Genomic DNA, 12,848 nt, shown 5'->3' on the forward strand with positions numbered 1-12,848 from the left:
TATTTAGTGATTACGAAGCTTATTCGCTTGGCTGTGCCGATGATTGTTGGGCAGCTGGCCTTTGCGTCAATGGGATTTATCGACACGGTATTGTTAGGTCAACTAGGTGTCGATACTCTTGCCGGCGGCGCACTGGGCGCCATGGTGTTTCAGTTTTTTCATATTGTTGGTATCGGGGTGCTAACCGCAACTGCGAATCTAATCGCGTTTGAATTTGGTAAAGATCAGCCAGATGGCATCCAAACGGCGCTTTTATCTGGCGTTTTGTCAGTACTATTTCTGTCAGTAGTGTTTGGCTTAATAATTTCGAACGCAGAGCCGATATTGCTAGCTTTAGGACAAGACCCCTTAATTATTCCTATTACTTCTACTTATTTGGATATTATTGTATGGGCGCTACTACCAGCGTTTACCTTTATCCTGTTGCGTAGCCTCGCGCTAGGTTTGGGTGATCCCTCTGCAGTGCTTCCAGTAAGTATTCTTGCGGCGGCATCAAATTATCCTATTAGCTATGTGTTGATGACCGGTGCTTACGGCTTTCCGAAAATGGGGGTGCAAGGTGTGGCGCTCGGCACCTTGATCGTTTCAATAATGATGGCGCTGGCGATGGCGGTGTTTATCTATAGAAAGGATGCGTTTAAGCCGTTTAAATTTTGGCGCCGTTGGAGACAGTTTCGGTTTTCAAATATCGTTGAAACCTACCGATTAGGCGTTCAAATAGCTATCGCGCATGCCATGGAAGTAGGCATGTTTTCGGCTGCGGCACTGTTGATTGGCGCAATGGGTGCTCAGGCGTTGGCTGCGCATCAGATAGTGCTTCAGTGCATCACGATGTCGTTTATGATTCCGCTTGGTTTATCGCAAGCTGTATCAGTGAAAGTCGGCAAGCATTACGGTGCAGGTAATCCGATTGAAACCAAGCAAGTGATTTTATACGCCCTAGTGATCGCGAGCGCGACAGCAAGCGCGGCAGGCTTGGTCTTTTGGTTGCTCCCTGATGTGTTGGTAGATCTTTTTGTTGATGAGGCATTAGGGCCAGACGAGTACCAGGCTCTAGTGGCCTTAGCTAGTTTGTTGTTACTGATTGGCGCCATGTTCCAATTGGTTGACGGGTGGCAGGTCGTTTTAATGGGTGTGCTCAGAGGCTTTAAACTTGGCGCATCTCCAACCATCGTCGCAACTGTTAGTTATTGGGGGCTGGGATTTCCTGCGGCTTATTTCCTGGGTGAGATGTTTGGCCCTGCCGGCGTATGGGCGGGCATGGGCTTAGGCTTAGGCTTAAGTGCAATCTTGTTATTTGGTCTTGTTGTTAAAACCTACAAGCGAGTGTTTTGAGCATACTTAATTGAAGAGCTAACGCTCTCGGCAAGAATACTCCACGCTCCATGTAGACCAAAGATCGAGCCATGCAGAGGATGCGTTATAGAGTAGAGCGTTGTCTAGCATGCTAAAAACAAAGTCCGTTGGAGTTACTTCGGTCGTGATTTGATTCCACTCCAGACCTGAGCACTCTTTATTTAACTGTAATGGGTTGCTCAGCTCGGCGACTGAAAAAATGGCGTGTTGATACCATTTTCTGTACCGAACACTGCTTGCTGCATCGTATTGTATGTCTGGCATATCTTCGGTAAACATACCTAGTGTCCAGTCAAAGCTTTGCTCAGGTTTTGGGTCGGGAACAACAGGGCCATTCTCAAAATGAATTACGGAACAGCCGCTTAGGCTTATCGTTGCTGCGATAGCAATGTATTTGGCTTGATGGAGGAAGTTCGTTTTCATGCTTATTTCACCTTCCGTTCGCACCACACCATTGCAGTACGTGGCATGTAGATTCCGAGTGTTCCGATTGCCCATGCAACATCAGTAAGCGTGTACTTGGTTTGTAGTTGTACGACTGGTCGGTTACGGCATACACGTTGCGTATTTACTTTGTGTTCACCAACAATTCCCCAGAGATAGAATGGCTTGCTTTCTTTATAGTGAGGACGATACAGGAAGTTAGGGTCTCCTGTTTCGGTGACAGTAATAGCTGCGCATGCAAATAACTGACTCGCAACAATGGCTAAAAGAACGATTCGTAAACACTTCATAGATGGTGATTTTTACTATTTGTTATTGCTATTAATTATACAGATCGGAGAGTAAGCGCACGTGATGCTGTCATCATTACGCGCGCTTGTTTTGAAGTTGTTAGTCTTCTTTATCCTTAATGAATTCGCTGAGTTGCTTCTTAAGCGATTTCGGAATTGCAGTAATGGTTAGCGTATCTGAGCTTTCGTCGTACAAAATCGTTTGCTGGAATAGGTCTGATGAAAATGAAAGACTTAACCCATTACCTTTGCCTGACAGGCGAACTAGGTGCTTTAACTTGCGCGTGTCAGGTCGCAATTCTTGTGTAGGTGCTATGTTAGCGCTCTGTTCAGCGAATTCTGCGAACTTGCTAGGCTTGTTTTCATCAAGGTAGCCTGAGAGTTCAGATAGTGGCACGGCTTCGCCCATTTGCTGCTGTTCAACACAAAAGTCATAAGCACGTTGGCGAACTTGCGCGGCCTCGTCTTTCTCTGTGTCTTTTGTGTAGTTCGAAAGAATTTCCATTAATGTTTCGGTTTCTTTCGCTATATCTACACTGTTTTCAAATCCAGCACTTTGTGAGAATGCCTCGCCTAGTTTAGAGGTGCCGCGGCCTTTTATAAGGCTTAGATAGGAAGTGTCATCGCTATCGCTTAACCAAGCGCTGATATCAACCTTAAGCGCTAATTCAAGCTTTGATGTGTTGAGATAGTCTACGATGGTTAATTCCGAGTTTCCGTCGAGCATAAGTCCGCTAGAATCTTCCAGTAAGAATATCCAAAACCGGTCGCCATCCGCATGTTCTTCATCGACAAATAGTACGTGTCGATCAAAAATTTCAGGGGTTTTATTAGCTAGCTCACAGAGATGATTAAGCGCATTCGTTGTCAGGCTGGCGAAGCTCAAAGAGCCATCATTAAATTCTTTTAGCCATGGCGTGAATGGTGATTGAAGTTCGGTTTCTGAGAACCTACCAAAAGCCTTGCCTGCTCTGAATTGGAACAGCTTTTTGTATTGACTAAAAAGAGCTTGATGGTCTGCGTTAGCGTCTTTGGTTTCTGTGCCAGTTAGGATTTTTGCTGGTTGGTCGTCTTGCCATCGAGTAAGGCGATGGAAAACTAAGTGTCTGATTGCCATGAGGTAAGTACTAAAAAATTAAAGGAATGAAGGTGTAGTATTTTGGCGAATACTACACCTTTTTCAGTTTAAATCGACTTAATTGCGTCAACAATTTGTGATTCAGTTTCAGCGCTTAAAGTGAGGTCAGTATTTGACTGTGCTTCGCCCGCGTAGATAACAATTGCACTCGAAGCTTTAATGGCTGTTGCAGCCTCGTTCAAGCTTTCTTGGCTAGTGAATTGAGATGCGCTCAAAGTGATAGATGTAAGACCTTGATCGAACAGCTTACGTTCAGTCGCTTGAACCAATTGTTCGGCAAGCTCTCCTGTGCACGCAATGATCTTACCTTCGTGACCAAAGCGCTTGCTACGTTCCTGGGCGGTCACTTCAGTCCATACTTGGGTGTCTGAACGGTCAGACTTGCTGACAATCATGCCCGCGCCAATCGTAACGTTGGTTAGACGGTCGATAATAATAAACGCACCGGTCGCCTTATTTTGATCATAAGGATCGAATGTCACCGCTTGATTAAGAGTCAGCTCACACAAAGAAATGCTATTTAATGCCAAGTTGTCGGCATCATTTTTCTCAAGCGTGTTAACGTCAACGGTGTGAATGATATTGTTGACCGAACCTGAGCTAAGCGTAGAGCCAAGCTTGATATCGATAAGCTTGCCAGGTTGAAGCTCCGCTTCGTTCATCCAAACGATGTTAGCCGTAAAGCTTTGACCCACGGAAGGTAAGTTACTTGGCTTAACTAGCATATCTCCGCGAGATACGTCGATCTCATCGTTTAGAGTGATGGTGATTGCTTGACCAGCAAATGCATTTTCATGCTCGCCTTCATACGTGACAATCGATTTAACCGTGCTCTTCTTGCCAGATGGCAGGGCCATCAGTTCATCACCTTTGTTAACTTCACCAGAAGCCACAGTTCCGCAGAAACCACGGAAATTAAGGTTTGGACGGTTCACGTATTGAACGGGTAGGCGGAAGTCTTGAAAGTTTCTGTCTTCAGCCACCTGAACGTTTTCTAGAATGTCCATCAAAGGGGCGTCAGTGAACCAAGGAGTCAGTTCGCTATTAGAAACCACGTTCGTACCTTTCAGCGCTGAAAGTGGAACAAAGCGGATGTCTTTGAGTTGTAGGTCAGACGCGAATTCAAGGTAATCAGCTTTGATTTCGTTGTAACGCTCTTCGCTATAGTCAACGAGGTCCATTTTGTTGATCGCAACGACTACGTGCTTAATACCTAAAAGAGAGGCAATAAAGCTATGACGGCGCGTTTGCGTCAGAACGCCATGACGTGCATCGATCAAGATAATAGCTAAGTCAGCCGTTGATGCACCTGTCGCCATGTTACGTGTGTATTGCTCGTGCCCAGGTGTGTCCGCGATGATAAATTTGCGTTTCGCTGTTGAGAAGTAACGGTACGCAACATCGATCGTGATGCCTTGCTCACGCTCAGCTTGTAGGCCATCTACAAGAAGTGCAAGGTCAATTTCACCCTCGTTGGTACCGCTCTTAACGCTGTCTTTTTTAATCGCTTCCAAATGATCTTCATAAATCATGTGAGAGTCGTGAAGTAGGCGGCCGATCAGTGTGCTTTTACCGTCGTCAACGCTACCACAGGTCAAAAGTCGCAAGAGCTCTTTTTGCTCATGCTGCTTCAGATATTCATTAATGTCTTCACTAATTAGTTCAGATTGGTGTGACATGATTATTCTCTTTGTTTGCCTGTAATCAGGCGTGCTACGTAATAAAATTGTGTTGTTGCGTGTATGGTTCGCGCGCTAAAAACTATTAGAAATAGCCTTCGCGTTTTTTCTGCTCCATGGAGCCTGACGAATCATGGTCTATCACGCGGCCTTGACGCTCAGAGCTGGTGGTTAACAGCATCTCTTGAATGATATCTGGCAAAGTTTTCGCTTCAGACTCGACTGCGCCGGTTAGCGGGTAGCAGCCTAGCGTTCTAAATCGCACTGATTTCATCTCAGGGACTTCACCTTCTTTTAAGGGCATACGCTCATCGTCGACCATGATCAGTGTGCCGTCACGTTCAACGACAGGGCGCTTCTCTGAGAAGTAGAGTGGCACGATATCGATGTCTTCTAGGTGGATGTATTGCCAAATATCGAGCTCAGTCCAGTTTGAAAGTGGGAAAACACGAATGCTTTCGCCTTTATTAATTTTGCCGTTGTAGATATTCCAAAGTTCAGGACGCTGGTTCTTTGGATCCCACTGGTGGTTCTCGTCACGGAATGAATAGATACGTTCTTTTGCACGTGACTTCTCTTCATCACGACGCGCGCCACCGAATGCTGCATCAAACTTGTACTTATTAAGTGCTTGTTTGAGTGCTTGCGTCTTCATAATGTCGGTATGCTTCGCACTACCAACCGAGAAGGGACTAACGCCAGCTTTCACGCCTTCTTCATTTGTGTGGACGATTAAATCAAAGCCATACTTCTTGGCGACAACTTCATCGCGGAACTCGATCATTTCACGGAATTTCCACGTCGTGTCGACGTGTAATAGCGGAAATGGTGGTTTACCCGGAGCGAATGCTTTACGTGCTAGGTGAAGCATAACTGCTGAATCTTTACCGATAGAGTAAAGCATTACAGGGTTATCAAACTCGGCAGCAACTTCTCGAATAATGTGAATGCTTTCAGCTTCGAGTTGTTTAAGGTGCGTCATCTTATGGTCAGACATAGTTCCTCGATATCTTACAGTCGACTAATTATTAGGGCGCAACTATACCAGAAGCGTTTATTACCAAAAAAGCTTTATAGCCATATCTTTATTATCTTTTTGGAATATAGATATATGCTTTCGCTAATTTGTCACACATATTCGTCAAGAGGCGGTAGTCTGAGTATAATTCGCGGCTTAGCATTTTTTGCTTCAGCTCGTGTTTGAGTTGTAGCTTTTATTATCGGGTAAAAAATGAACGTAACAGAATACATGTCAGCACTGGGTCAGTCGGCCCGCAAAGCAGCCGCAGAGATGGCTGCTGTGAGTACATCGCAGAAGAATCAAGCCTTGTTGGCGACTGCTGAAATTCTTGATCAACGCCGCGAAGAATTGGCGGCCGCAAATGCACAGGATCTTGAAAATGGTCGTAATAATGGGCTTGAACCTGCCATGCTTGATCGACTTGAGCTGACGCCTGCGCGTATCGACACGATGATTGAGGGGCTGAAACAAGTTGCGGCCTTACCTGACCCTATCGGCGTGATTAACGATCTTAAGTATATGCCGTCTGGTATTCAGGTAGGTAAGATGCGTGTACCTCTAGGTGTGATTGGTATTATTTACGAATCACGCCCGAATGTAACGGTTGAAGCTGCAAGCTTATGTATTAAGTCGGGTAACGCTACGATTTTGCGCGGTGGTTCCGAGGCAATCCACTCGAATAAGGCTGTTGCACAGTGTATCGCTGAAGGCCTGAAGCAGGCAGGTTTGTCAGAATCTGCCGTTCAAGTAGTGGAGACAACTGATCGCGCTGCCGTGGGTGAGTTAATCACTATGCCAGAGTATGTCGATGTAATTGTTCCTCGTGGTGGTAAAGGCTTGATTGAGAGAATTAGTCGTGATGCCAAAGTGACTGTTATTAAGCATTTAGACGGTATTTGCCATGTGTACTTAGATGCTGATGCTGACGCAGAGAAGGCACAACGTATTGCAATCAACGCCAAAACTCAGCGATACGGTACGTGTAATACTATGGAAACGCTTTTAGTTAACGTATCGCGAGCCGAAGAATTGTTACCTGCATTAGAGCAAGAGTACGCCCATATTGGTGTTGAGTTACGTGCTTGTGCGAAAGCTCAAAAAATTCTTAATTCTTGCGTAGCTGCGACTGAAGAAGATTGGGAAACCGAATATCTGGCGCCGATCTTATCAATTAAGATCGTTGAGGATATGGATGAGGCGATTGCTCATATTAACAAGTATGGCTCTCATCATACCGACTCCATCGTGACCGAAAACTATACGCGTGGTCGTGAGTTTATTACGCGTGTCGATTCAAGCTCGGTCATGATCAATGCATCAACTCGTTTTGCAGATGGCTTTGAGTACGGTTTGGGTGCTGAGATCGGTATTTCTACGGACAAGATTCATGCTCGTGGCCCAGTTGGTCTAGAGGGCCTAACTTCTGAAAAGTATGTCGTCTTGGGTGATGGGCATATTCGTACATAAGTTATGAATATTTTGTTCGGCGGGAGTTTTGATCCTGTTCATAATGGGCATCTGCGCGTAGCGACCGAGCTTTCAGAGTTGTTCGATGGCGCGCAGGTTTCTTTGATACCGTGTCGGGATCCCGTCCACAAGCCGCGGGCAAATATCGATGCTGAAAGTCGATATAGAATGCTTGTAGCCGCAACTGAAGAATCTCCCAGCCTGGTTGTTTCTCGTATCGAGCTTGATGCAGAGTCAGACAGCTATACGATCAACACTTTGCAAGCTTTAAACTCTAATGAAGGGTTGATATTGGCGGTAGGAACAGACTCTGCGTTGAATATGCCTACTTGGCATCATGCAGAAGTATATAAAGATCTATGTAACGTCGTCGTGTTAGAGCGTCCCGATTACAGTAATGCGCAAATTGAAAACAACCTGAAAAGTTTGGGTTTTTCAATTGTTAGCTCGCCTGATGCGCTAAGATCTGCTAAAACCGGGTTAGCATTGATTGCGCGCGTAACGCAGTTGCAAATCTCTAGCTCAGATATTCGGCAAAGAGTTGCCGAAAACAAAAGCATTCGTTATTTGGTGCCTGATGCAGTGCAAGGCATTATTTGCGATAATGATTTTTATCAAATTTGAACCATTTTTTTGAGGCCAGTCCTTCCCTTTATGCAAGCAGATTCCATTAAAAACGTCGTTGTCGGCGCACTTGAAGATTTAAAAGCTGACAATATCAATATTTTGAACGTCAAAAAACGTACTAGCGTGACCGATTATATGGTGGTTGCCTCTGGTACTTCCTCTCGGCATGTTAAGTCTCTCGCTGACAACGTGCTAACCGAAGCTAAAGAGCAAGGTGTAAAGTCTGTAGGTGTTGAGGGTGATGCTAGCTCTGACTGGATTTTAGTGGACCTTGGTTCTGTCGTTGTTCACGTCATGCTCCCAGCAACGCGCACGTTCTATGACCTTGAGCGTTTTTGGGAAGGTGATGGCTCTGAAGGCGTAATGCCTTCGCCCGATGCGCGCTAAGATTTAGTCCAATGAAAGTTAAAGTTATCGCGGTTGGCACGAAAATGCCTAAGTGGGTAAATGAAGGAACCTCAGAATTTACTAAACGATTGCCGCGAGACTTTAAGATTGAATTTATAGAGATCCCTTTAGGTAATCGAAGTAAAGGGGCTGATCTAAATAGAGCTATACAATCCGAGAGTAAAGCAATTTTAGACTCCTTGTCAGATCGAGATTGGGTTGTTGCGCTTGAGGTAAAAGGCAAGGCTTGGAGTACTGAAGATCTTGCTGATCAAGTGACCAACTGGCGGATGCGTGGCGATAATGTTGCATTGTTAGTCGGTGGGCCAGATGGGCTTAGTGATGAATGTCGACAGCGAGCAAATCAACAATGGTCTTTGTCTCCCTTAACTTTACCTCACCCTCTGGTTAGAGTTTTGTTAGCCGAGCAGTTGTATCGTGCATATTCGATTACGCAAAACCACCCATACCATCGTGCGTAAGTAAAATAAAAACCTTTTAAAAAGAGGCGCTCGGTGCGTAACTCTCACCACATCAAAGATGCTAATCGAGAGAAGTCGATTTTTGCTTTTCGTAGCGTCCTAGCGCTCATTATTGTGCTGGCCATGCTCGCAGCTTTAATTGCGAGGATGTATCACCTTCAGATTACCAATCATAGCCATTACCAGACTTTGTCCGATAAGAATCGCATGCAGTTGCGATCTGTCGCGCCGACTCGAGGTCTAATCTACGATCGAAATGGCGTTCTCTTAGCGGACAATCAGCCAATTTTTAGTTTGGCGCTTATTCCTGAGCAAGTAGATGACTTAGATTTCACCATAAAGCAGCTGGGTGAGATCATCGATCTGCAAGATCGGCACGTTACGGGATTTAAGAAGCGTTTAAAGAGATCTAGAAGGCCTTACAAGGAGGTTGTTCTAAAAAGTAAGCTCACCGAGGAGGAAATCGCGCGAATCGAAGTCCGTAGGCATACTCTACCAGGGGTTGAGGTGCAGGCTGAACTTGCGCGTTATTACCCGCTTGGGGAAGCGACTGCACACTCTATTGGCTACGTAGGGCGTATTAACGAAAAAGAACTGGCAAAGCTTGACCCTCAAAACTATTCGGCAACTAACTATATTGGGAAGCTCGGAGTAGAACGTTTCTATGAGTCGGAGTTGCATGGGAGCGTCGGTTTTGAAACGGTAGAAATCAACGCTAGCAACAGGATTCTCAGAAGTCTAGATCATCTCGCTTCGACGCCGGGCAAAGATCTTGTTCTGCACATGGATGCAAGACTCCAGTTGAAGGTTATGGAGTTGCTTGAGGGTAAGCGGGCTGCCTTAGTCGCCATCGAGCCAAAAACGGGTGGTGTCTTGGCTCAGGTAAGTACACCGAGTTACGACCCCAATAAATTCGTTACGGGCATTGATCATAAAAGCTATGGCTTACTTCGTGATTCTATCGATACGCCTTTGTTTAATCGTGCTTTAAAGGGACAGTACCCGCCAGGTTCGACGATTAAGCCAGTTGTTGGGTTGGCCGGCTTAGATGTAGGTGTTACTTCACGCGACTATACAATAAATGATAGAGGGCGTTACCAGTTAAAAAATGATGATCGCATTTACCGAAACTGGAAGCGTGAAGGTCACGGTATTATTAATTTAAAGGATGCAATTGCTGAGTCTAGCGACACTTATTTTTACGAGCTTGCTTTTAATATGGGTGTCGATCGAATGTCTAGGTATTTAGGATATTTTGGGTTTGGTTCTAATTTATCACTTGATGTTTCAGAGGGTAGGTCAGGGATCCTTCCATCAAGAGAGTGGAAGAGGGCTTGGCGGGGGCTTCCATGGTATCCAGGCGATTCCTTAAATATGGGGATAGGTCAAGGGTTTATGCTTGCAACACCTTTTCAGCTCGCGACTATGACAGCTCTAATTGCCAATCATGGGCAATGGGTCGCGCCTCGCTTATTAAAGAGTACGCGCGATGGGTCTATTGTGTTAAGTCAACGTCCAGATAAAGGGAGTGATGTGGCGTTAAATAAACCTGATAACTGGGATTATATTGTCGAGACGATGGAAGAGGTTATGCATGGTAAGAAGGGGACTGCGAGAGCGAGTGGCGCTAGGTCCTCATACCGTATAGCAGGCAAGACAGGAACAGCTCAGGTGGTCGAAATTCCGCAGGGTGAGGAGTATGACGCAGAAGCGCTAGCAGAGCGTCATCGTGATCACGCATTATTTGTCGGTTTTGCGCCAGCAGATGATCCAGTCATTGCTGTCGCCGTGATTGTCGAAAATGGCGGAGGTGGTAGTTCTGCGGCCGCGCCGATTGCTCGTGCAGTATTTGACGAATGGATCAATGTTCTATCAGTTGATGCCGATCAAGGAGTCCTTCAGTGAGAGGAGATTTCTTGCGGCATATGCCGGGCGCGGATGCGAGTCTCGGTAAAGGGAAGTCGTTCTTTTACCGCCTGCATATCGACCCAATATTGCTTGGTCTTTTGTTAGCTTTGGTTGGCTTTGGTTTAGTGATCTTGTATAGCGCTGGTGGTGAGCGTTGGGCTTATGTAGAGCGCCAGGGGATCAGATTTTTGGCTGCGTTCGGTGTAATGTTCGTAGTAGCGCAGTTCGAGCCTAGTTTCTATAAACGTTGGTCTGTCGTGCTGTTTGTTCTGGGTGTTATCGCCTTATTAGGTGTGATGTTTTTTGGTGTCGGTGCAAAGGGGGCTCAGCGCTGGCTTCAACTGCCTGGCTTGCCGCGCTTTCAGCCTTCTGAGTTAATGAAGCTGATTGTGCCTATGATGGCGGCGTGGTATTTGTCTAGTCGTTATCTTCCTCCGAGTTTCAGAGATGTTTTTGTAACGCTCGTGCTGATCTTCGTGCCCGTGTTGTTAATTGTGCAGCAACCAGATTTGGGTACCTCGATATTAATTGCTTCGTCGGGCTTGTTCGTTATTTTATTTGCGGGCATATCATGGAAGGTAGTTGCTGGATTTGGAGCAATTGTCGCGTCCTGTTTGCCTGTTATGTGGCATTTTGTCATGCGTGATTACCAGAAGCAGCGTGTATTGACGTTTCTTGATCCCGAAAGCGACCCACTTGGAGCGGGTTGGAATATTATTCAATCAAAAACTGCGATTGGCTCAGGCGGTACTTGGGGTAAAGGCTGGCTTGAGGGTACGCAATCTCAGTTGAATTTTTTACCTGAAAGTCATACTGACTTTATCATTGCAGTGTGTGCGGAAGAGTTTGGCTTTGTCGGCGTTTTAGCTTTACTAGGCTTGTATTTGATGATCGTAGTTAGAGGTCTGTATATTGCCGTTAAAGCGCAAGATTCCTACAGCCGTCTGTTGGCAGGAAGTCTAATTCTGACGTTTTTTGTTTATGTCTTCGTCAACATCGGAATGGTGAGTGGAATTTTGCCAGTGGTTGGAGTTCCTTTGCCTTTGGTGAGTTACGGTGGCACCTCAGTAATTACTCTCATGGCAGCGTTCGGTGTAATTATGTCTATTCACACGCATCGTCGATTCTTGTCTAGATAAAACCTAAGCAAATCTTAATTCTAAAACTGGCTTTAGTGCATAGTAATTAGTGGGTGTGGCGCACTACACTAGAGCCGTTTTAAGTCCCTTACAAACTGAAGTCGTATCTCTATGAACTATCTGGTTTTTACGTTCGCGTTACTTTTTGCTCCCATTCTTGCTTTTGCTGATTATTCTCAGCACGAAAATGCTCAGTCCTTCATAGATATGATGGTTAAGGAGCATGGGTTTTCAGAGTCTGATATTCGATCTGCATTAACTGAGGCATCTCGAAAAGAATCGATATTGAAAGCAATCTCACGTCCAGCAGAGAAAACTTTAAACTGGGCTAAGTATTCCAAGATATTTTTGACAGAGTCTCGTATCAAACAGGGGCGTGAATTTCTAGAAGAATACGCGGAACCGCTAAAGCGCGCTGAAGATGAGTTTGGCGTTCCTAAGGAAATTATTACTGCAATTATTGGCGTGGAAACAAAATATGGGCGCAATAAAGGCAGTTATCGAGTAATAGATGCACTGGCGACGCTTGGGTTTGATTATCCACCTAGATCTAAATTCTTTTCTAGTGAGTTGAAAGAGATGTTCCTGCTGGCGCGCGAACAGAGCTTTAAAGTGACTGATTTGAAGGGGTCATACGCGGGTGCCATGGGGTATGGTCAATTCATTTCCAGTAGCTATCGCCATTATGCTGTTGATTTTGATGGCGATGGTGTCGTGGATATTTTAAATAACCCGATTGATGCCATTGGTAGTGTTGCCAATTATTTTAAACGCCATAAATGGAAATCGGATCAACCTGTCGCTAAACAGGTGTCGTTAAATGGTGTTGATTATGAGGGTCTGTTACATGACAAGCTTAAACCGAAATATGTCATGAAAGACTTACGTGATGCTGGTTATTCGGCCGATT

At 45.4% G+C, this 12,848-nt stretch carries 13 protein-coding genes; 8 read left to right on the forward strand and 5 right to left on the reverse strand.

Annotation, left to right across the window (positions count from 1 at the left end):
- Positions 1-6 precede the first annotated feature (6 nt).
- On the forward strand, positions 7-1,335 hold the full coding sequence (locus A3738_RS13555) for an MATE family efflux transporter (RefSeq protein WP_068478512.1): 1,329 nt from the start codon (positions 7-9) through the stop codon (positions 1,333-1,335).
- 18 nt (positions 1,336-1,353) lie between these two features.
- Here A3738_RS13555 and A3738_RS13560 read toward each other — a convergent pair whose 3' ends face one another.
- The 5 genes from A3738_RS13560 to cysD all read right to left on the reverse strand — a co-directional run bounded on the left by A3738_RS13560 (position 1,354) and on the right by cysD (position 5,904).
- A complete protein-coding gene (locus A3738_RS13560) occupies positions 1,354-1,779 on the reverse strand; it encodes a hypothetical protein (RefSeq protein ID WP_068478510.1) in 426 nt (141 codons plus the stop codon).
- A gap of 2 nt (positions 1,780-1,781) precedes the next feature.
- A complete protein-coding gene (locus tag A3738_RS13565) occupies positions 1,782-2,090 on the reverse strand; it encodes a Bor/Iss family lipoprotein (RefSeq protein ID WP_068476061.1) in 309 nt (102 codons plus the stop codon).
- A 100-nt stretch (positions 2,091-2,190) separates the two neighbouring features.
- Entirely contained in the window at positions 2,191-3,207 is a 1,017-nt protein-coding gene (locus A3738_RS13570; RefSeq protein ID WP_068476062.1) for a nucleoid-associated protein, read from the reverse strand.
- 68 nt (positions 3,208-3,275) lie between these two features.
- The gene (gene cysN, locus A3738_RS13575; protein ID WP_068478508.1) at positions 3,276-4,907 is read right to left on the reverse strand and encodes a sulfate adenylyltransferase subunit CysN; all 1,632 of its coding nucleotides are present in this window, start codon (positions 4,905-4,907) and stop codon (positions 3,276-3,278) included.
- An 85-nt stretch (positions 4,908-4,992) separates the two neighbouring features.
- Positions 4,993-5,904 carry a sulfate adenylyltransferase subunit CysD gene (cysD, locus tag A3738_RS13580; protein ID WP_068478506.1) on the reverse strand — a complete coding sequence of 304 codons (912 nt, stop codon included), beginning with the start codon at positions 5,902-5,904 and terminating at the stop codon, positions 4,993-4,995.
- Between the two features lie 234 nt (positions 5,905-6,138).
- Between cysD and A3738_RS13585 the strand changes: the two genes are divergently transcribed.
- From A3738_RS13585 to mltB, 7 genes are all read left to right on the forward strand, one after another.
- Positions 6,139-7,395, forward strand: coding sequence for a glutamate-5-semialdehyde dehydrogenase (locus A3738_RS13585; protein WP_068478504.1), 1,257 nt, complete (start codon positions 6,139-6,141; stop codon positions 7,393-7,395).
- 3 nt (positions 7,396-7,398) lie between these two features.
- Positions 7,399-8,019, forward strand: coding sequence for a nicotinate (nicotinamide) nucleotide adenylyltransferase (gene nadD, locus A3738_RS13590; RefSeq protein WP_068502337.1), 621 nt, complete (start codon positions 7,399-7,401; stop codon positions 8,017-8,019).
- Between the two features lie 30 nt (positions 8,020-8,049).
- Positions 8,050-8,409 carry a ribosome silencing factor gene (gene rsfS / locus A3738_RS13595; protein WP_068478500.1) on the forward strand — a complete coding sequence of 120 codons (360 nt, stop codon included), beginning with the start codon at positions 8,050-8,052 and terminating at the stop codon, positions 8,407-8,409.
- Positions 8,410-8,420: 11 nt separating this feature from the next.
- Positions 8,421-8,891 carry a 23S rRNA (pseudouridine(1915)-N(3))-methyltransferase RlmH gene (rlmH, locus tag A3738_RS13600; RefSeq protein ID WP_068478498.1) on the forward strand — a complete coding sequence of 157 codons (471 nt, stop codon included), beginning with the start codon at positions 8,421-8,423 and terminating at the stop codon, positions 8,889-8,891.
- Positions 8,892-8,924: 33 nt separating this feature from the next.
- Positions 8,925-10,796, forward strand: coding sequence for a penicillin-binding protein 2 (gene mrdA, locus A3738_RS13605; protein WP_255376172.1), 1,872 nt, complete (start codon positions 8,925-8,927; stop codon positions 10,794-10,796).
- On the forward strand, positions 10,793-11,938 hold the full coding sequence (rodA, locus tag A3738_RS13610; protein ID WP_369819803.1) for a rod shape-determining protein RodA: 1,146 nt from the start codon (positions 10,793-10,795) through the stop codon (positions 11,936-11,938). Before mrdA ends, rodA begins: the two co-directional genes overlap by 4 nt.
- A 111-nt stretch (positions 11,939-12,049) precedes the next feature.
- Positions 12,050-12,848 (forward strand): lytic murein transglycosylase B (gene mltB, locus A3738_RS13615; RefSeq protein WP_068763643.1); only part of this gene is annotated, 799 nt, incomplete at its 3' end.

Source organism: Oleiphilus sp. HI0066, assembly GCF_001635725.1.